The following is a 20,493-nucleotide window of genomic DNA, read 5'->3' on the forward strand; positions in this document are numbered from 1 at the left end:
ATATGCTCCTTTTGTTTTAATTTTTATCATATGTCATGATATTTTTTTCGTATGCCAATGTTTTTTGGCGAAGACCAGTATTTATCTTAGGTGTTTTTTCTTTCATGCTTGCAGTCCAAGCTGCAAGCAGTTCTTCTACTATCGTTTTAACTTCTTGGATAATGGATATATCTTTTTTTAAATTGGCATCAATAAGTTTTCCTGCTATATAGTTATATAACATGTCTAGTTGATCGGCGATAATTCCTGCCTCATAATTAATCCCAGCGCCAAGTCTCCAGACAATGTCATTAGCTTTCTTTAATTTAACATTCGCGAGGATATAATCTTTATTCTCTATATTTTCAATTGCTTCTTCTAAATTATTTAGGCATGCTTCGTATAATAACGCTGTGAGTTCTTGTGGAGATTTTTGATAGAGTACTTCTTCTGTAATAAGGTTAGCCATGATTTTCCACCTCCAAATGCTCCTGTTTTTTTTATCGGAACAACTTTTAATTTCTTTAATATTTTTTATTCATTTCTTCAATTAATAGAAGAATTTCTGCTATTACTGAATATAATTGAGGAGGAATACTATCTCCTAAGTCCATATCTAATAGATTTGCGACAAGAGAGGAGTCTTCTTGCATATGGATATTATTTTTTTGGGCCAATTCTATTATTTGTTGAGCAACTGCTCCCTTTCCTTGTGCAACAACGGAAGGGGCAGTACTTTTATCGTCATATTTTAATACTGCTGCAACTGGCCCATTTCTTTCAAAACGATTTTTTTGATTATAATATCTTGTCATGCTCATATTTGTAAGTTAACTCCTTTCTCTTGTATGAATTCATTAACGCTTGCAAGCCTTTTATTCTCTTTTTTCTCTATTGCTTCAGCTGAAGGATTCGTAAGATGCGTAAATTGGATATTTTGAACTTGATAACCAATCTCTTGTAAACGATCTACCGCAATTTTAGATAGCGGCGACATTTTCTTTTCAAAATCTGCTGAATCATTTTTTACGGTGATAGATAGATTGCGATCTGTCGCATTTAATAAAATTCCAACATCCCCTAATTTCTTCGTTTCTAAAAGAAAGTAAAGATTGCAATTTTCCCAATCTACCTGCTCTCCTTTTGATTTTGAATTGATAAATACTTGTATATTCTCATTTTTCTCGCCTAACAGCATGGGTAAATTAAAGAACATGCTTTGCAATTGGCTAGATGAATCTTGCTTATTTAATAATTGTTGACCATTAATATTGTTTAATGCCTGTTCCGCCTGCCTGCTAACTGTTTCATCACCTAAATTTTCACTGCTTGCCAATTTCAATAATGTTGTCTTTAGATTATCTTCTTGTTCTTTAGTTGGTGTATGGCTTGAAACAAGTTTATTTGCTACATCGCTCTCTCGATTTAAACCGAATGAGCGGATTTTTTCATACATTTGTCGTGAAGAAGGCTCTTCTCCTTCTAATATATAATTCCTCCCCATATCTTCAGATTGTTTTACCAAACTTTTCAATGGAGATACTTCTTCTAATAACGCACTATTTTTTGAAACATAGTGGACAATTTTTTGTTCAGATGGCTTATATTGAATACTCTCAACCATCTTCTTCACCTCTGAAACAATTTCAGTTGCTTTGGCAGTATTTCCATTAGAAAGATATTTTTTTGCCTCCGCTAATTGTGAGCTTGCCTGGAGTAATCGTTTTTCGGTACGCATATCGGCATATAACATTAAATCACTTTTTAAAATTGTTTGATCTAATTTAGCGATTGTACTTTCAATTATTTTGGATGCTTGCGGAATACTTGAATCTTTATATTTTTCCATTAATTTTTGTGCATTATCTAAATTCCGATAGATTTCTCTCTTTATATCTCTAAACTCATGTGTTGCCTCTGCTAATTTTTGCGATATTTTTGTTACCAATATATCCTTTGATGAGATGCCCATGGCTTGTAACTGACTATCCCATCGTTTCTCTTCCATCTCCACTTGTTTTGGAGAACTATCTTCTACATAATTTTTATTTTCCTGTTGTATTGCTGTTTCTACTTCTTGTAAAGCTTTAGAAATATTTTGTCTAGATGCCATCTCTCTGCCTTTACTACTTAACTCTAATGAAGTATTAATTGCTTTTTCTATCTTTTCTTTTTTATCTGGACTTAAGTTTTCATTTTTACCAAGCTCAGACTTTAAATCATGCAGTGCCTTTTCTAAAATAGGCTCCTTCTGTATTTGTTTAACAGCTTGTTTGATACTATCCAACTGTAATTGAGTTGTCGCGTTAGCCCTAGCAGCTTCTCTATTGCTCTCATTTTGTTGAACTGGACTCTTTTCATTAGGAATTTTTGCATTATCCATATCGATAACCTGATTAAGAGCAGTTTTTATACGCTCTTTGGACGCTACATTTAATTGATCTGCTTGGTTAAGAATCTGTTCTACTTGTTTAACCACTTCCGGCGGCATTTTTGGATTATTGGTTATCGTTTCTTTTACCGTTTGGATCGCTTTTTGTAGGTTTGACTCTTGCTTTATTTGGTCTTTCGTTTGGTTCAATTGATCTTGTACTGCTTTGCTTTGGTCTGTTGATATTGGTTTGGTTTGTTGGGCTGTTATTTCTTGTTCCGCTTTTGTGAGTGCTTGTACTAATTTCTCGCGGCCAGCATTTTCTTGGCCTAAACGCTGACTTATCGTTGCTTCTCTTACTGCCTGTTCTACTTGTTTAACCACTTCCGGCGGCATTTTCGGATTATTGATTATCGTTTCTTTTACCGTTTGAATCGCTTTTTGTAGATTTGGCTCTTGCTTTATTTGTTCTTTCGTTTGGTTCAATTGATCTTGCACGGCTTTGCTTTGGTCTGTTGATATTGGTTTGGTTTGTTGGGCCGTTACTTCTTGTTCCGCTTTTGTGATTGCTTGCACTAATTTCTCGCGTCCTGCACTTTCTTGGCCTAAACGCTGGCTTATTGTCGCTTCTCTTACTGCCTGTTCTACCTGTTTTACTACTTCCGGCGGCATTTTCGGATTGTTGACTATCGTTTCTTTTACCGTTTGGATCGCTTTTTGTAGATTTGGCTCTTGCTTTATTTGGTCTTTCGTTTGGTTCAATTGATCTTGCACGGCTTTGCCTTGGTCTATAGGTTTGGATGGTTGGGCTGTTATTTCTTGTTCGGCCTTTGTGACTGCTTGTACTAATTTCTCGCGGCCAGCACTTTCTTGGCCTAAACGCTGGCTTATTGTCGCTTCTCTTACTGCCTGTTCTACTTGTTTAACCACTTCCGGCGGCATTTTCGGATTGTTGACTATCGTTTCTTTTACCGTTTGGATCGCTTTTTGTAGATTTGGCTCTTGCTTTATTTGGTCTTTCGTTTGGTTCAATTGATCTTGCACGGCTTTGCTTTGGTCTGTTGATATTGGTTTGGATGGTTGGGCCGTTACTTCTTGTTCCGCTTTTGTGATTGCTTGTACTAATTTCTCTCTGCCCGCACTCTCTTGGCCTAAACGCTGGCTTATCGTTGCTTCTCTTACTGCCTGTTCTACTTGTTTAACCACTTCCGGCGGCATTTTCGGATTATTGATTATCGTTTCTTTTACCGTTTGGATAGCTTTTTGTAGGTTTGGCTCTTGCTTTATTTGGTCTTTCGTTTGGTTCAATTGATCTTGCACGGCTTTGCTTTGGTCTGTTGATATTGGTTTGGTTTGTTGGGCCGTTACTTCTTGTTCCGCTTTTGTGATTGCTTGCACTAATTTCTCGCGTCCTGCACTTTCTTGGCCTAAACGCTGGCTTATTGTCGCTTCTCTTACTGCCTGTTCTACCTGTTTTACTACTTCCGGCGGCATTTTCGGATTGTTGACTATCGTTTCTTTTACCGTTTGGATTGCCTTTTGTAGGTTTGGCTCTTGCTTTATTTGTTCTTTCGTTTGGTTCAATTGATCTTGTACTGCTTTGCCTTGGTCTATAGGTTTGGATGGTTGGGCCGTTACTTCTTGTTCAGCACGAGTCAATGCCTGCACAAGCTTCTCTCTGCCCGCACTTTCTTGGCCTAAACGCTGGCTTATTGTCGCTTCTCTTACTGCCTGTTCTACTTGTTTTACTACTTCCGGCGGCATTTTTGGATTATTGGTTATCGTTTCTTTTACCGTTTGGATTGCCTTTTGCAGGTTTGGCTCTTGCTTTATTTGGTCTTTCGTTTGAGTTAATTGATCTTGCACGGCTTTATCTGTTGCTATTGGTTTAGCTTGCTGGGCCGTTACTTCTTGTTCTGCACGAGTCAATGCCTGCACAAGCTTCTCTCTGCCCGCACTTTCCTGGCCTAAACGCTGGCTTATTGCTGCTTCTCTTACTGCCTGTTCTACTTGTTTAACCACTTCCGGCGGCATTTTCGGATTGTTGACTATCGTTTCTTTTACCGTTTGGATCGCTTTTTGTAGATTTGGCTCTTGCTTTATTTGGTCTTTCGTTTGGTTCAATTGATCTTGCACGGCTTTGCTTTGGTCTGTTGATATTGGTTTGGTTTGTTGGGCCGTTACTTCTTGTTCCGCTTTTGTGATTGCTTGCACTAATTTCTCGCGTCCTGCACTTTCTTGGCCTAAACGCTGGCTTATTGTCGCTTCTCTTACTGCCTGTTCTACCTGTTTTACTACTTCCGGCGGCATTTTCGGATTGTTGACTATCGTTTCTTTTACCGTTTGGATGGCTTTTTGTAGGTTTGGCTCTTGTTTTATTTGATCTTTCGTTTGAGTCAATTGATTTTGCACGGCTTTGCTTTGGTCTGTTGGTTTGGATGGTTGGGCCGTTACTTCTTGTTCCGCTTTTGTGATTGCTTGTACTAATTTCTCGCGGCCAGCACTTTCTTGGCCTAAACGCTGACTTATTGCTGCCTCTCTTACTGCCTGTTCTACTTGTTTAACCACTTCCGGCGGCATTTTCGGATTGTTGACTATCGTTTCTTTTACCGTTTGGATCGCTTTTTGTAGATTTGGCTCTTGCTTTATTTGGTCTTTTACTTTATTCAATTCCGTAGCAGACTCTTGTAAATTTCCTGTTTTTATATTAGTCAATACATCCATTATTTTAGTTTTGGCTATCGATTGCAGTTTTTCAGAATCTTGTATAGCTTGTGTAATACTTTTTATATGCTCTTTCGATATCCGTGGATTTTCGCTTATTTTTGTACGTAATAGCTCTATTCCTTTCTGAATATCCGCTTCCGTTTCGATTGAAGAAGATAATTCACTTATTAATTTACTCAAAGCATTATTTGGTTTTGAACTAGTTTCATTTTTTAAAGCATAGACTGTATTATGATGTTCTACTTGATTTTCCGATAAATTTTTTTGAAAATTAGGGTCTATCGCATTAGCTATTTTTGTAATGATATCATTTAAAGGCTCTCCATTAACTGCTGCATGAATAGAACGTAAATTAACTGCTGATATCTCTAGATTTTTGCTTGCCAGAGCACGTATTGAAACTAATTTTTCTTCTATTGTCCCTGTTTCATCTTCCAAAAATGCATTTAACTGAACTAATATATCTCTATTTATAGTAGTCTTTTTTCCTAAAATAGCCGTTGCCATTCTTAATTCATTTTTACTTTTTTCTGAAATACTCATATCTTCTATCATTTTCTCTGATGAAGGATTCGATGGTAAGTCAGGAGTTTTAGTGGTGTTTGTTTTAACTTTTATTTCACCACCATCCATATCACTAATTTGGACAGAAACTCGATTTTCCTTGGGAATCGTTTCTTCAAATTTCACATTAAAGTCTTTTCCTTTAATTTGGACAACCGCTTCAGTTTCTGAAATCCGAGATTTAATTTGGGCATTATATGTTTCATTTTTTAAAAGCTCTAATTGTTTTTCATTGGTTGTTACATTGGATAGTTGGGTTTTATTAGATATTTGCATAATAACACTCCCATAAAATACATTCTTCTTACTATATCGGCCCAATGCTTTCTAACTTTATTTATTCAAGAAAAATGGTAAAATTTAATTAAAAAAGTTTAATAGAAAAATAATTCTATTAAACTTTTTTAATTATTCTACCTTTTATCTAATACTCGATAGGCTGATTTATTTCGTTCTTCAATTTCTCTTTTTCGTTCTTCTTCTTTTTCCATCACATTGAGATCATTCTGTATTCCTGATAAACAAGAATGACACAGCTTCCCTTCGCGAATAATCGTTCCACACTTGGCACAAGGATATCCAAGATTAGGGAATTGGGCAAGCTTGATTCTGCCTTTTTTAATAAATTTATAAATCAACGTTCTTTCTACACCAGTTGCTTCGACCACATCATCCATCTGTGCTGTGCGATTCTGCTTTTTGCGAATATATTGGTATACTTTTTCATAATCTGCTTCTTCTTGTTTATAGCATTTCAAACACACATCTCGAATGTTATTTAACACATATATATCGCCACAGTTTGGGCAATTCCCTAGTTCAGCCATCTATGATTCCTCCTCATCTTGCAATCGTAAAGGAAGTGATGGACTTTGCTCCCGCTTCCTTTAGCACTTTCGCTGCATTTCGTAACGTTGCACCTGTAGTATATATATCGTCCACCAGAACAATATCTTGAGCAATAACAGCCTCTTTCTGCTCTATTTTAAAAATATTTTCTATCTGTAATCGTTGTTTCCGTGTTTTTTTCGATTGTTTTTCACTATGTGTGCGCACAAGACCATTTACGTAAGGAACTTTTGCATAAAAGAGAACTGCCTCTACTTGATTAAAGCCTCTTTCGTACAAACGTTCGTCACTTAATGGAATGGGCATCACCACTTTATTTTTTCCGAAATCCTTCGGTAAAAATGAAACGAAAGCTGCAGCAATTTGATAGTCCCCTCTATATTTAAACCGTGCAATCGTTTCTTTCAAAAAATCATTGTACAAAAATAACGATTGGTTGGATTGCAGTATTCCTTTCCATTCCTCTACGCCCTCCCACTTTTGACAATCATGGCACATACCATCCTTAATATGAACAGATTCCAGCAACTGCAGAGATCGGCCACAAGTTCGGCAAGTATCTCCCTTTATTACTGCTAACTTCTCTTTACAACTGGCACATAAATAACATTCTGGTTCTTTTGAGAAAAGATAGGTCCAATTAAATTCCGGTATAACTGGTGCTAAACAAATCACACAAATCATAATAGAAGCATCCCCTTCTCTCTTGCCTCCTGATTGCTACTCTTAATTTGCTTTCGTGCTAATACCATATTATTTGTTTTTCCATAATGAAAAAAAGTAATCGTTCCATCTGGAAATTCCTTTTTCCTCCCTACTCTTCCCGCAATCTGTACAAGGGCACTCTCTGTGAAAATCCGATTTTCTGCTCCTAACACTGCAACATCTACATTTGGAAAAGTGACGCCCCTTTCTAAAATCGTTGTGGTAACAAGCAAATTTACTTCTTTATTACGCATTTTTAGTACCTTTTCCTTTCGATCAGGATCTTCGGCATGAACTGTTTCAATCGTATCAACAATTGGCTGCAACAGCTTTTTTACTTTTTCCATATAATAAATTTTCGGCACGAATAAAAGCATTGGTTTATTGTGTGGAACCCGTTTTCGAATCCAATCAACTAGCATGACAGGCAGCTTATCCTTTTTCAAGCCCTTTTCCCAATTCCCACACCATTGAAAATCTGGAACAGGCAACGGATATTGATGAAAGCGTGCTGGAATAGTCACAGAGTGTATTTTGTTATGCTTGCACTTTTCTTGCCAGCCTTTATTGGGAGTCGCCGTTAAATAAATAAGTGTCGATTGTTCTTTCCTAGCTTTTTGCACAGCGTATTGAAGCGATTTATCGACGGAATATGGAAATGCATCCATTTCATCCAAAATAATGAGGTCAAAGGCTTGGTGGAACCGGAAAAGTTGGTGAGTCGTGCTAATGGTTAGCGGACTATACTGATGACGTTCTTCACTACCACCATAAACAGGCAGTACCTTTATTTCCGGAAAAACTTCCTGCAGTCGCGGAGCCAACTCGAGGACAACATCTGTACGAGGAGTAGCAATACATACACGTTGATTATCTCGCAGTGCTTTTTCAATTCCTTTAAAAAGAATCTCCGTTTTCCCAGCGCCGCAAACGGCCCAGATAAGGAGCTCCGATTGTACCTCGATAATATGCTCCATTTTCTCTGATGCCACTTGCTGTCCTTGCGAAAGCCTGCCGCTCCATTGTAAAGTGATCTTTGATGTTTCTTGATCTCGTTCTGGTCCGTGCCATGTAATTAATGGGGTACATTCACTTATTCTCCCCATCATGATGCAATTTCGACAATAAGTGCAGTGTTCCTGACAGCGCGCGCAGGGAAAAGTAGCAAATAACTCCTGATTTTCATTGCCACAACGCATGCAAATATATTTATTGCGTGCTTTTTTCTCCACACCTTTCCTATATGAGCAATAACCATTTTCGTAATGTGTTTGGATTTCTTGTTCAGAGAAGGGGAGTTCAGCTAGTAGTAAAGCTTTACCTTGGAGCGTGGCTTGGAGTTGTGGATTAAATGGATAAGCTCTATTAAGCGACGGCGTTATCAGTTGGTTTTGGGAAGCATTTGAGATTCGGAAAGAGTGAGGGGAATTACTTTTCGTTGGGAGTAATATATTGTCCTTTTGATAAAAACGCATTATTTTCCTCCTAGTTCTGATTTACATCAATTTAGAAAAAATGTTTTCGTCCCATAGGCGTTAATCATGCGGAATAAAGTATTCATCACCTGGCAAAAAACAAAGTGGAATCCACGTCCTTTTCCCCCCTGTATCCTGCCAACTTCCGTTGATAAATGGAATATTAGGATGATGAGCTCTATTGCTCGAGAGCAAGGCCTCTAAGTGGAGCGCTCGATATGGATATTCAATTGGTTTACGATTAACTGCTCACTTCCTTTCTTTTTTATACTGAATTTATTCTATACTGCCATTTGAATTCCTGCCTATTTGATAAAAAAGGACTAGTGAATAAAACCAGTTGCTTTTGTTTACTAAACTGCAATTTGGTAACTACATAATTTAAATTTTTTATCGTTAGTCGATATAAAATATAATACCAATTTTCAGTTTTTATATTAACTGGTAATAAAAAAGGAGTGTCGTTATGCAAATTAATCTTTTGTTTGAAGGAGCAGTAAAAGAACAATTTAAGCAACAAGTATCGACCAATACAGATGTACTAACGGGGCAGCCACTAGGTGGGAAAAAGGAAATTGAAGTAGAGCGTGACGGAAAAGCTTTTACTTTAAGATTCTCTGATGAAATCAAACACCTAAAAGCAGCGACAGATGAAGAAATTGCACAAATGTTTGCTCAGCAAGTAGAGGACCCATCTGATATTTTTTCATATCGTCCGCGAGACCAATGGCTTATTTTCAGTCAATATTTAAATGATAATGGTATCTTTGATGGGAAGAATGCGAAGGATATTGAAGAAATTGAAAATCTACTTGTAGATATAACGGATGGCTTAGATAATTTAGATATTGCTACACCAAAAGGCCGAGATATAAAATCTGGAAGCAAACCTATTACACAGCAATTAACTTCTGCTGAGGCACAATTAGAACTTGCCTCTTCAACAGCTGCATTACAACTATTTAGTGAGAAATATGTTACAGGCGATGCGAAAGAGGGCTTTCACCAATTGATTGAACAGTACACAAAGCGAAATGAAAAACGTGTATTGAGTTATAAGTCAATCGAAGAAAAATTTTATCAAGGGCGTGCGAAGATTTATGAAACACGACATATGGATGCATCTTCTTTAAATGCCAAACAAAAAAATAATTTATCGATTACAAATAAACTAGGCAAAATCACTTATACAGAAGCAGAAATTTCCAAAATGATTGAAGGTTATAAAGAAAAATTCGGAATGCTTCAAAATAAATCAGATGTTGATGTCCTCATTGCTAAATTGCAGGATGAGCTATCGAAGTTTGTTACAAAAGGTATTTCTAAACAAGATAAAGACTACGAAGCAGCAAATAACTTCGTTAAAGAGAAAACAGCAAAAACTTTTGAGCGCATTGCAGATTATTGGAAAAAATTATTATAATAATATACAACACCATACAAAATAACGTTTCCAAATCAAAGTTTGGGAACACCCCCAAAACCCGTAAACGTTGATTTAACAACGTTTACGGGTTTTTACATAATGGAAGATTTCAAAAGCTTCCGAGAGCAACAAATGGAGATTAATAAACAGCTGATTGAAGAAATCCTTGATCAGCATGAATACATAGAGAAGCGCTTATAAGAGAGGTACCGGTTGCTCGTAGAATCGATGAGCCAAACGCTGGTGGCTCGTAAAGAGATTACTGCAGCTGAGAATACGGAGAAGAAAAAATGGTGGTATTTTGGAAGATAGGGGAAGTTTAAAAATACCACCTTGTGGATCAAGAAGGGACCTTGAGCCTAGTCAAGTTCTTACAGCGGTACTGGACTGAATGTAGTAAGGGAGGATACAAAGCTGTAAATGCTTGACTAACACGATTTACAAGCTAGTCATGACGAAGGAATGAAAAGGGGCGCTCTTCCCCGTTCATTTTTCCTTGCGACTTCCACAAAAAAATCCCGATTCTTTTCCAAGAACGGGGATTCCAAACAGCATTTATTATCTTTTCTTTATCCAGCCAAGTCCCATTGATCCTTCTCCTAAGTGTGTACCAATAACAGCACCAAAGTAGCTTAAAGAGAATTCGATATTGGGGAATTCTTGTTCTAATTCTGCTTTCCATTCTTTTGCTTCTTCTTCACGATTACCGTGGATGATGGCAGCGTAGTAGCTACCTCCATTCGTTTCTTCGCGGAGAAGTTCGACAATTCGCCTCATTGCTCTTTTTTTTGTGCGGATTTTTTCAAATGGGACGATTATTTTATCCTTAAAATGCAGCAATGGCTTTACCTGCAGGAGACTGCCGATGATTGCTTGAGCACTGGAAAGTCGGCCGCCTCTTTGGAGATTGGATAGATCATCTACCATAAAATAAGCGTTGCTTGTTTGTTTTAATTCGTCCAGAATGGGTATGATTTCTGCTGCGGTTTTCCCTTGTTGGACTAATTTGGCTGCTTCTATTGCATAGAAGCCTTGAACCATGCAGCTTATTTCTGTATCAAAAGCAAATACTTCAATGCCCTCGACCATGTCTCCAGCAGTAATGGCTCCTTGATAAGTGCCGCTGATTCCACTTGATAAATGAACACTTATTACTTCATCATAATTCTTAGATAGTTCTTCAAATAGCTCTACAAATTTTCCAATAGCTGGTTGAGAAGTAGTAGGCAGGTCCATCTTTCTAACTGCTTCATAAAATTCAGATGCAGTTAATTCTCTTTCCTCCTCATATACTTCTGACCCTAAGAAGACTGTCAAAGGGATCATATATATATTGTACTTCTCCCTCACCTCTTTAGGAATATAGGCCGTACTATCTGTAACAATAGCTGTTTTCATGCAATTAGTTACCTTCCTTATCTATTCTTTGTATACATATTTTAACTAAAAAAGTTTATTAGCATTATCTATTAATTCTATTATAATGCACATAAAGAGGAATTTATATGGAATTTTAAATGGCAAGGAACTATTATAACAGATTTTTCACTTTATAGGTTGATTAGAATGGCAATAATTCTTCCCTATCACTTCCTCTAATTCTTTCGCATTTTCATATAATCGCAAGGAAAACACCAACTTCACCAAAATAGAACTATTCGTTAAAAAAAGGAGTTTCCTCAAACCAACAAGTGATTTAGGTAACCCCTTTTTTCTTAACGAACTTCTACCCAACCGTTTTTAATAGCAACAACTACTGCTTGTGTACGGTCGTTCACATTCATTTTTTGTAAAATATTACTTACATGGTTTTTAACCGTTTTTTCACTAATAAATAGTGCCTCGCCGATTCCTCGGTTACTTTTTCCATCAGCAAGAAGCTGTAAGACCTCACATTCACGTCTTGTTAATAAATGCAATGGTCTTCTTATTTCTACTACTTGTACATGATGTTCATCCGAATTTGCATTCTCTAATGCTAAACGGCGATATTCATTAACGAGATTATGGGTTACTTTCGGGTGTAAATAAGAACCTCCATCTGCTACTACTTTAACTGCTTCAACTAAAGCATCTGCATCCATTTCCTTAAGCAGATAACCGCTCGCACCAGTTTTTAGGGCATGAGTTACGTAATTTTCATCATCATGAATAGATAGGATAATAACCTTTGTCTCTGGAAATTTCTCTAGTAATTGTCTTGTTGCCTCTACACCGTTAATGGTAGGCATATTAATATCCATGATTGTTACGTCGGGTTGGTATTCTTCGATTAGCTGAATAGCTTGTGTACCATCGTCGCCTTCCGCTACTACTTCGAAACTCGATTCGAAGTCGAGAATTCTTTTTACCCCTTCTCTAAATAATTGGTGATCATCAATAATAACTATCTTTGTAGTCAACTGCTCCGCCTCCCTTATTTTCTTTAGGCTTTCGTCCCAATGTTATTTTTGGTAGGAAAATGAAGTTCTCGCTTTCCTATCCAGACAAGTATCCTCCACTCCATTCAACGCAAAAGTGTTAAACATCATTTTGGTTAAAATAACATACTTCTAGAAAACAGTCATTTTTATCATCTAATAGGAACGTTGATCATAATAATGGTTCCAACTCCAAGTTTGGAATCAATGGTTAATTCCCCATCCAGTAGTTCTACTCTTTCTTTCATCCCAATTAAACCAAAGGATTCTTCTTTTTTCTCATTCTTATCGAATCCTTTTCCATTATCCTTAACTAAGACGATAACTTGCTCCATTCGTAATTCTACTTTTACGGAGATTTTAGATGCTTCTGCATGCTTTAAAGCATTTTGGACTGATTCTTGAACTAAGCGAAAAATGGCAACTTCATATTTGCTTGGAAGTCTTGTTTCTTTTCCGATGGTGGCAAACTCAATTTTAATTGATTCATGATACTCTTCTGTTGTTTTCAAATATTTTTTTAGCGTCGGAATAAGACCTAGGTCATCTAAAGCCATTGGACGAAGATCATAAATAATTCGTCTTACCTCATATAATGCACTTCGTACCATCACTTTTAAATTTCTGATTTCTTCAAAGGCCTCTTTCGCCCCATGCTCTTTATATATTCTTTCCACTAAGTCAGAGCGCATCATTACATTTGCCATCATTTGTGCAGGACCATCGTGTATTTCTCGAGAAAGTCTTTTTTTCTCTTCTTCCTGAGCACCAATAATTTTCAGACCGAAATCCTGCTTTTGTTTGGCGTCTTCGATTACTTCGCCAACTTGCTTTAAATCACTAACCAAATAATTCATCACGACAGAAATTTGTGTGACCAGATGTTCTGCCCGCTTAATTGTTTCATCTAGCCCTAACAATCGCCGCTCTAGATCATCGCGGCGTTCTCGATACTGCTTTTCTAGGTGCCGATTCATGCTCAAATCCATTTGCAGTGTATGTGCTCTTTCATAAGCTTCGCGTACTTCTGCTTCTGAGTATTCATTAAAATGCTTACTCACTTCTGATAAGCGTTTACGGGCAAACCGAGACTGGATTTCTAGCTTGTCTCCTTTTTCTATCGTTTCTAATACAAGAACTTTCATTTCTTTTAATTCTTCGGTAAGGGTTTCATAATCTTGTCGACATTGTTCTCCAATACGAAAAATTTCATCTTTGCTTGAACCAACGGTTTTAATCATTTGTTCTACAATATAATCTAACGTTTTTGTGTCAAATTTCCTTATCAACATATTTAATTCCTCCAAAAAGGCTAAAACCCTTCCAACATCCATTCTTATTTTAGCTTGAAAGTTAATAATATGTTTAATTCATCGAAAAATAAATTAAAATCGTTATTTAGACATATATCCCCCTATATAAAACCATGTCCGAAGACCTATTAACATCAAGAATTACTGTGAAAAAGTATGTAAAAATGCAATAATATAATCTTATCCTATTCTAAACCAAAAAAAAAGTAAAAGAAAATAGATAGATAACGGCGCCTGTAATCAAAGACTCGTAAGCCTCTCCATGAAATATAGCCCATACCATATGTAGCGGGTCTTTTCGAGCATGGAGTTTTACTTATTATATCATGCTTGCTAAATCGCTATATTAAGATTTGATTACAATGCGAACAATAATTGAACAATAAACAATGTCGAATTATAATGAAATAAGACTAATTATCGATTTTCTACTATTTTTTTATAGAAAATGGTTACAAAAAAAGCTTATATAACGAACAAACCAATATTAGTGGAAAGAGACACAAAGAAAGGAGCTGCCCATATGCTTCCTTCCTATCTTACTGTGCCTAGCTACGGAGAATATGAACTAATTATTCAAAAATCACGCTTTATTGCTCATATCGCTCGAACAGAAACAGAAGAAGCAGCACAGGCTTTCATAGGAGAAATCAAGAAAAAACATAAAGAGGCAACACATAATTGTTCTGCTTACTTAATTGGAGAGCATGATCAAATTCAAAAAGCAAACGATGATGGGGAACCGAGTGGCACCGCAGGAGTACCAATTCTTGAGGTCCTGAAGAAAAAAGGACTGAAAGATATAACAGTCGTTGTTACCCGTTACTTTGGTGGGATTAAGCTTGGTGCAGGTGGGCTTATTCGTGCTTATGGAAAAACAACCTCTGAAGGATTAGCAAATATCGGTATTATCGAAAGAAAGTTAAAGCAAATAATCAGTGTATCCATCGAGTATCCCTTACTTGGTAAAATAGAAAATGAATTACGTTCAAAGAACTATGAAATTAAAGATATCCATTATTTAGAAAATGTCGAAATAGATGTCTTTGTAGATTCTGATGAGGTGGAGACTTATAAGGATTGGATAACTGACTTGACGAATGGACAAGGTATTATAAAAGAAAAAGCCACCTTGTACGCTGAAACCCTCATTTGAATTTTTTACAATTAATACAAAAATATACCTGGTATAGAAATAAACTACTAATTTACGTTAAAGAGTGATAGAGGTAAGATAGTATGTATGATTTCATTCCGCTATTTCTTAATTCAAAAAGGAGAAACTTATGGCAAATAATACAAGAGAGACTTTAATAAAGGATACAAAGAAAAAGAAACGAAAAAAAATTAAGCTTTTTATTTTTGTCCCATTGCTGGTTATTATCTTAGCAGGGATTGGTTATGGAGCTACCTTATATTCAAAGGCAAAATCAGTGGCTGATGATTCTTACGAGCCAATTGACCGTGATTCTAAAAGGGATACAAAAGTAGATCCAAACATTGATGACGTTTCGATTTTATTCATTGGAGTAGATGATAGTAAGAAAAGATCGAGCAAATCCGGCACAACCCGTTCTCGTTCCGATGCTCTCATGCTTGCTACTTTAAATGAAAAAGAAAAATCCGTTAAATTGCTGAGCATCCCACGTGATTCCTATGTATATATTCCGGAACGCGGCTATTCTGATAAAATTACCCATGCCCATTATTTCGGCGGAGTTTCATCAACTTTAGACACAGTGGAAGAATTGCTAGATATTCCTGTTGATTATTATGTAAAAATGAATTTCGATGCCTTTATGGATGTAGTAGATGCATTAGGTGGAATTGATGTCGATGTTCCAGTAACATTTACAGAACAAAACTCAAAAGATAAAGCAGGCGCCATTCATCTTGAAAAAGGTTATCAAGAATTGGACGGCGAACAAGCACTTGCCCTTGCACGAACAAGAAAAATCGATAACGACATTGAACGTGGGAAAAGACAACAATTAATTATGCAAGCCATTATGAAAAAAGCAGTCTCTATCGAAGGGATTACCAAATACTCAAAAGTGATGGAAGCGATCGGAAGCAATATGACAACAGACTTATCATTTAGCGATATGCAATCTTTAATTGCATATGCAACTGCGGATAATGGTTTACAAGTGGAGACACTAACGCTAGCTGGAACTGACGGCCGTGTCGATAATAAATACATCTATCAATTGGATGAAACAGCATTAGCAGAAACAAAATCGATTCTTCAGCAACATTTAGGAATCACTAAAAGTCTTCAATCTGACTCCAACAGTACAACGGATACAGATACAACAGTAGACACTGAATCAAATACTAATACTAATACAAGCACTACAACAGACACTTCTACTTTAAATTAATCTTTATACCTGACATACACTTATCTTCTGGTGTATGTCTTTTTTTGCAAAAAATTTATACTTCTTCTGCTTACATCTATATTTGCCTTCACTCGACTTCTATCAAAACTATTTACCTCTTAAAATACCAGTATTACCCACGAAACAATAGTATAAAAGTATGATAGAATCATACTAGCTTCATGATGAAAGAAAGTTTTACTCTTCTCTCGTTCCAATGGTTTCAATTAAATTACAGATCTACATCAATTAAATAAAAGGAGCAACGATATTGAAAAAAATATTCTCATTGTTGTTATCATTCATCTTATGTATTTCTCTATTACCTACATTTGGACAGCCCACTTATGCAGCAAGCGGCAGTGAACCACAAGTACATGTTATGCTAAAAAATTATCTAGGAAACAAAACTCAAATTAGCATTGCACCATCAGGAACATATAAAACGACAGATGGAAAAATTTCCTTAAACAATACAACAGCCTATACCCTTAAAATAGAACAAGCTAAACTTAAGCTATATAAAGGAAGTACTTTTCTTTATGAAGCTGATTCATTAACATTTGCTCCATCCAATCCTGATGATTATCTAACAATTAACAATAGAAAATACAAAGGTTCTTTTACCTTTATGATGGAAACGATAAATGGTTCTAATTATGTTCGCCCGGTTAACACTCTTGGGATGGAAGAATATCTTAAAGGCGTTGTTCCGAGTGAAATGCCTGCTTCCTGGAATATAGAAGCTTTAAAAGCACAGGCAGTGGCAGCAAGAACATATTCTTGGAATTATGGCGGCAAAACCATTACAGATACAATCAGCCATCAAGTATATGGTGGCTTAAATGATTCCCATCCTAATTCAGATCAAGCAGTTGAAGCAACAACTGGCCAAGTCCTAAAATTTAATAATCGCTTAATTGACGCTGTTTTCTCTGCAAGTAACGGCGGGGTAATGGATTCGGCGAAAAACGTATGGGGCAATGATTTTGCTTATTTAGTAAATGCACAAGATTCGTTTGATACAAGCTATACATGGAGCTTCAATGTTCAGAAAGCCCAAATAAATATGCAAGATTATGATGTAGCAAACCCAGATGCTTGGTGGAATAAAGTTTCTGAAAAAGACAGCACCATTACAACGAATATAAAAAAATGGTTAAATGATAATGGATATAAGGATAAAGACATCAAAATTGTCGCTGTTCCTACCTTATCTTTTGATAACCCTTCTACAACGAAAAGAGTAAGCACAGGTTCTATCTCCATTCAATTCTATGTAAAAAATCAGAGAGATTCAAAAGGAGCACTCCTTTTACAAGAAATAAAACAGGCAAATGTGGCAGCATCGAAAGTAAGAGCAATCATCGGCATAAATAATGTAAAAAGCTATCTCATTACAAAGAGCTCTTCTACTGTTGATACACACAGCATCGCTGGAAGAGGATATGGACATGGTGTTGGTTTAAGCCAATATGGAGCAAATAACCGCGCAAGTGCTGGACAGAAGTACAATACAATCTTAGCGTTTTATTATCCTGGAACACAATTAGTTACAGAATACAGTAAGACTGCTGCAATTACAGTTCCTGAACTAAAAGAAGGAAAAGCTGAATTTAATCAAGCAAACAATACGGTTAAAGTGGGCTTTACCCTAACAAAAGCAACTAGTACTGTTGTAACAATTAAAGATAACGATGGAAACAGTGTTGCTACACTTTTAAACAATGGAGCCTTACAAGCTGGTAGTTACGATTATACTACTAATGCTTCAAGCTGGAATAATGGCAGTTACACAGCTGAAATAACAGCAACGGACATTGCGAATAATAAAGTGACAACGAACATTGCCTTCCAGGTCGCAAAAATAGAAGTGCCAACTATTAGTATTAGTTCCATCAAAACTGCATATGATCAGAAAGGCAATACTATTAATGCATCCTTCGCTATCAATCAACCATCTAAAGTAACGGTGACGATTTCGGACAGCAAGAATAAAGTAATGAAAACTTTAGCTAGCAATAAGTCTCTATCTGCCGGTACGTCCTCCTATAAATGGGATGTCCGTAGTGTAAAAGATGGCACTTATACGCTAACGATAAAAGCGGTTAATAATATAGGAAAAGAAAAAACAGAGAAACAAAATTTCACGCTTAAAAAAGCTGTTGCACCAACAATAAAAGATGTAAAAACAAGCTATGATACAGCAGGTAACAAGATAAAGACTAGCTTTAATATCAATCAATCAGCAACATCCACAGTAAAAATCTTGAATAGTAAAGGCAAGGTAGTTAAAACTCTAGCCTCTAATAAATCATTAAAGACAGGAATCCATTCTTTTACTTGGAGTGTTGGAAAAGCAGCAGACGGCAGCTACACTGTGTCTGTAGAGTCTGTAAATGGAAGTAAACTAAAGAGTACAGTTACGAAAAAGTTCACCTTATATAAAGTAAAAACAGGGACTGTAAAAGCTTCTAATCTTAATATTAGACAAAAAGCTTCCACCTCTTCCAAAAAGGTTGGTTCGATCCCAAACAATAAGAAAGTCACCATATACGCGAAAAGCGGTTCTTGGTACAAAATTAAGTATGGGAAAGTCACTGGTTATGTATCAGCACAATATGTGAAAAATGTGAAATAGCCAAAAAGGTAATTATTATATAGAGCACGGAGCATAGCCTCTGTGCTCTTTTTTATTCACTCCCTTAAATAATAGATAGAAAATCGAATTAAAAGCTTGCAAATTTGTACATACTATTTTTATTGGTATTAAAGTAGTTAAGCGAGGGATTGAAATGAAAAAGTTAAATATTTTCAATAAAGTTACTCCTGAACACTTAAAGCATTATGATAGTGAGATCTTTCATCTTGATGATGAAGAAGGAGAAGAAATAGATTCATTTTCTCTCAAGAAAGAGAATGAATGGATGTAAATGCATAATAATAAAAGTCGGGAATGTCTCCGTTATTAGAGACATTCCCGACTTTTATAATCATTATTTTTTTTCTGCTGAATATCTTATATCATTGATAAATTTTAAGATAGGTTTATAATTCTTCCCTACCAATCCTATTTTCTCTACGATTAATTCAATAACCAACAATACTGTAACAATTAATAAAATGGCTCCCCACACCTTAGCTTGGGAAAAAATAACAGCAACTAAGCCAAAGAAAGAGGCCATTGCATAAATAATAATTACTGTTTGTCTATGAGTAAAACCTACATTTAACAAACAATGATGCAAATGCGATTTATCAGGCGCCATTAACGGCTGCTTATTCACTAAACGACGAATGATCGCAAAAAACGTATCGGAAATAGGAACCCCTAAGATAATCACAGGAATAACAAAGGAAATTAACGCTACATTTTTAAATCCGAGTAATGACATAACTGCTATTATATAGCCGAGAAATAACGCACCCGTATCCCCGAGGAAAATCTTAGCAGGATAAAAATTAAAGAATAAAAAGCCTAATGTGGCCGCTAAAACGATAGAGGAAATAGCAATTACATACCCATTCCCCATAATCATAGCCATTCCAGTAATCGTAAATAATGCGATACTAGAGACTCCTGATGCTAGACCATCTAATCCATCAATTAAGTTCATAGCATTGGTTATTCCTACAATCCACAGAATAGTGATCGGAATATCTAAGAACCCAAACTCCAATTTACCTCCAAAAGGAAGATTGATGAATTCTACCTGTACTCCACCCCAAACAACAACAATCACGGCTGCTAATGTTTGCGCTAGAAATTTCACTTTCGCTGAAAGATTATAAATATCATCTAGCATTCCAGTTACAATAATTACCGCACTACCAAGTAAAATAGGATAATGATAATCTTTATCCGGATTAATAATTAATGCTCCAATTAAAAAACTTATATATATTGCTAAACCACCCATGCGAGGCATAACTTTCTGATGAACTTTACGTTGTTCTGGTTTATCCATTGCTCCTAATTTAAATGCAAGCTTTTTTACTACAGGAGTAAGCAAGATAGAAGCGATAAAACATACAACAAGCATTATATAAATCATATAGATCCTCCCTAATGCCTTAATAACGCACATTTGTAGGCATCCGTCTTTCCTTACAATATCGAGATTTATTATAGCACATTTATGAGATACTTGGTCTCTATAATTTACTATCTTTTTTTACAATTATATTACATAAAAATAATTGCTTTGTTTACTATCATAATATAAGACGTATAAAAGTCCAGAAGGTTTCAACTGATTAATACATTTTTCACCAATTAT

General features: G+C 36.1%; 15 protein-coding genes. 5 read left to right on the forward strand and 10 right to left on the reverse strand.

Going from position 1 to position 20,493, the window contains the following annotated elements; genetic code table 11:
• Positions 1–16: 16 nt before the first annotated feature.
• From fliS to NST77_RS16085, 6 genes are all read right to left on the reverse strand, one after another.
• A complete protein-coding gene (fliS, locus tag NST77_RS16060; RefSeq protein ID WP_095330263.1) occupies positions 17–448 on the reverse strand; it encodes a flagellar export chaperone FliS in 432 nt (143 codons plus the stop codon).
• Between the two features lie 55 nt (positions 449–503).
• Entirely contained in the window at positions 504–800 is a 297-nt protein-coding gene (locus tag NST77_RS16065) for an EscU/YscU/HrcU family type III secretion system export apparatus switch protein (protein ID WP_047944767.1), read from the reverse strand.
• A complete protein-coding gene (locus NST77_RS16070; RefSeq protein ID WP_341123197.1) occupies positions 797–5,917 on the reverse strand; it encodes a hypothetical protein in 5,121 nt (1,706 codons plus the stop codon). The genes NST77_RS16065 and NST77_RS16070 overlap by 4 nt, the downstream gene beginning before the upstream one ends.
• Before the next feature lie 137 nt (positions 5,918–6,054).
• On the reverse strand, positions 6,055–6,468 hold the full coding sequence (locus NST77_RS16075) for a TIGR03826 family flagellar region protein (protein WP_095334308.1): 414 nt from the start codon (positions 6,466–6,468) through the stop codon (positions 6,055–6,057).
• Between the two features lie 13 nt (positions 6,469–6,481).
• A complete protein-coding gene (locus tag NST77_RS16080) occupies positions 6,482–7,174 on the reverse strand; it encodes a ComF family protein (RefSeq protein ID WP_095334307.1) in 693 nt (230 codons plus the stop codon).
• Positions 7,171–8,670 carry a DEAD/DEAH box helicase gene (locus tag NST77_RS16085; RefSeq protein WP_095334306.1) on the reverse strand — a complete coding sequence of 500 codons (1,500 nt, stop codon included), beginning with the start codon at positions 8,668–8,670 and terminating at the stop codon, positions 7,171–7,173. The genes NST77_RS16080 and NST77_RS16085 overlap by 4 nt, the downstream gene beginning before the upstream one ends.
• Positions 8,671–9,136: 466 nt before the next feature.
• Between NST77_RS16085 and NST77_RS16090 the strand changes: the two genes are divergently transcribed.
• Entirely contained in the window at positions 9,137–10,093 is a 957-nt protein-coding gene (locus NST77_RS16090; protein WP_095334305.1) for a hypothetical protein, read from the forward strand.
• 561 nt (positions 10,094–10,654) lie between these two features.
• Here the strand turns inward: NST77_RS16090 and NST77_RS16095 are convergent.
• The 3 genes from NST77_RS16095 to NST77_RS16105 all read right to left on the reverse strand — a co-directional run bounded on the left by NST77_RS16095 (position 10,655) and on the right by NST77_RS16105 (position 13,808).
• Positions 10,655–11,494 carry a DegV family protein gene (locus NST77_RS16095; RefSeq protein ID WP_095334304.1) on the reverse strand — a complete coding sequence of 280 codons (840 nt, stop codon included), beginning with the start codon at positions 11,492–11,494 and terminating at the stop codon, positions 10,655–10,657.
• 317 nt (positions 11,495–11,811) lie between these two features.
• Positions 11,812–12,498, reverse strand: coding sequence for a response regulator (locus tag NST77_RS16100; RefSeq protein ID WP_095334303.1), 687 nt, complete (start codon positions 12,496–12,498; stop codon positions 11,812–11,814).
• 170 nt (positions 12,499–12,668) lie between these two features.
• Positions 12,669–13,808 (reverse strand): sensor histidine kinase, encoded by a 1,140-nt coding sequence (locus tag NST77_RS16105; RefSeq protein ID WP_095334302.1) that lies wholly within the window; start codon positions 13,806–13,808, stop codon positions 12,669–12,671.
• A gap of 544 nt (positions 13,809–14,352) precedes the next feature.
• Between NST77_RS16105 and NST77_RS16110 the strand changes: the two genes are divergently transcribed.
• From NST77_RS16110 to NST77_RS16125, 4 genes are all read left to right on the forward strand, one after another.
• Positions 14,353–14,985, forward strand: a complete 633-nt coding sequence (locus tag NST77_RS16110; RefSeq protein WP_341123754.1) for a YigZ family protein — start codon at positions 14,353–14,355, stop codon at positions 14,983–14,985.
• A 130-nt stretch (positions 14,986–15,115) separates the two neighbouring features.
• Positions 15,116–16,213, forward strand: coding sequence for an LCP family protein (locus NST77_RS16115; RefSeq protein WP_172859593.1), 1,098 nt, complete (start codon positions 15,116–15,118; stop codon positions 16,211–16,213).
• Positions 16,214–16,484: 271 nt separating this feature from the next.
• Positions 16,485–18,854, forward strand: coding sequence for a SpoIID/LytB domain-containing protein (locus NST77_RS16120; protein ID WP_341123199.1), 2,370 nt, complete (start codon positions 16,485–16,487; stop codon positions 18,852–18,854).
• A gap of 154 nt (positions 18,855–19,008) precedes the next feature.
• A complete protein-coding gene (locus NST77_RS16125; RefSeq protein WP_163186423.1) occupies positions 19,009–19,146 on the forward strand; it encodes a hypothetical protein in 138 nt (45 codons plus the stop codon).
• Between the two features lie 63 nt (positions 19,147–19,209).
• On the opposite strand, the gene NST77_RS16130 is transcribed toward NST77_RS16125, so the two are convergent.
• The gene (locus tag NST77_RS16130; protein WP_123258255.1) at positions 19,210–20,268 is read right to left on the reverse strand and encodes a glycosyltransferase family 4 protein; all 1,059 of its coding nucleotides are present in this window, start codon (positions 20,266–20,268) and stop codon (positions 19,210–19,212) included.
• Positions 20,269–20,493 lie beyond the last annotated feature (225 nt).

It is taken from the genome of Niallia sp. FSL W8-0177, assembly GCF_038006285.1.
Taxonomy (GTDB): Bacteria; Bacillota; Bacilli; order Bacillales; family Cytobacillaceae; genus Niallia; species Niallia circulans_A.

Bases quoted from the DNA above. Each gene is read 5' to 3' on its own strand.
- NST77_RS16075 (WP_095334308.1), bottom strand. From the start codon at position 6,468: ATGGCTGAACTAGGGAATTGCCCAAACTGTGGCGATATATATGTGTTA.
- NST77_RS16095 (WP_095334304.1), bottom strand. From the start codon at position 11,494: ATGAAAACAGCTATTGTTACAGATAGTACGGCCTATATTCCTAAAGAG.
- NST77_RS16125 (WP_163186423.1), top strand. From the start codon at position 19,009: ATGAAAAAGTTAAATATTTTCAATAAAGTTACTCCTGAACACTTAAAG.
- NST77_RS16070 (WP_341123197.1), bottom strand. From the start codon at position 5,917: ATGCAAATATCTAATAAAACCCAACTATCCAATGTAACAACCAATGAA.
- NST77_RS16105 (WP_095334302.1), bottom strand. From the start codon at position 13,808: ATGTTGATAAGGAAATTTGACACAAAAACGTTAGATTATATTGTAGAA.
- NST77_RS16080 (WP_095334307.1), bottom strand. From the start codon at position 7,174: ATGATTTGTGTGATTTGTTTAGCACCAGTTATACCGGAATTTAATTGG.
- fliS (WP_095330263.1), bottom strand. From the start codon at position 448: ATGGCTAACCTTATTACAGAAGAAGTACTCTATCAAAAATCTCCACAA.
- NST77_RS16085 (WP_095334306.1), bottom strand. From the start codon at position 8,670: ATGCGTTTTTATCAAAAGGACAATATATTACTCCCAACGAAAAGTAAT.
- NST77_RS16110 (WP_341123754.1), top strand. From the start codon at position 14,353: ATGCTTCCTTCCTATCTTACTGTGCCTAGCTACGGAGAATATGAACTA.
- NST77_RS16065 (WP_047944767.1), bottom strand. From the start codon at position 800: ATGAGCATGACAAGATATTATAATCAAAAAAATCGTTTTGAAAGAAAT.
- NST77_RS16090 (WP_095334305.1), top strand. From the start codon at position 9,137: ATGCAAATTAATCTTTTGTTTGAAGGAGCAGTAAAAGAACAATTTAAG.
- NST77_RS16115 (WP_172859593.1), top strand. From the start codon at position 15,116: ATGGCAAATAATACAAGAGAGACTTTAATAAAGGATACAAAGAAAAAG.
- NST77_RS16130 (WP_123258255.1), bottom strand. From the start codon at position 20,268: ATGATTTATATAATGCTTGTTGTATGTTTTATCGCTTCTATCTTGCTT.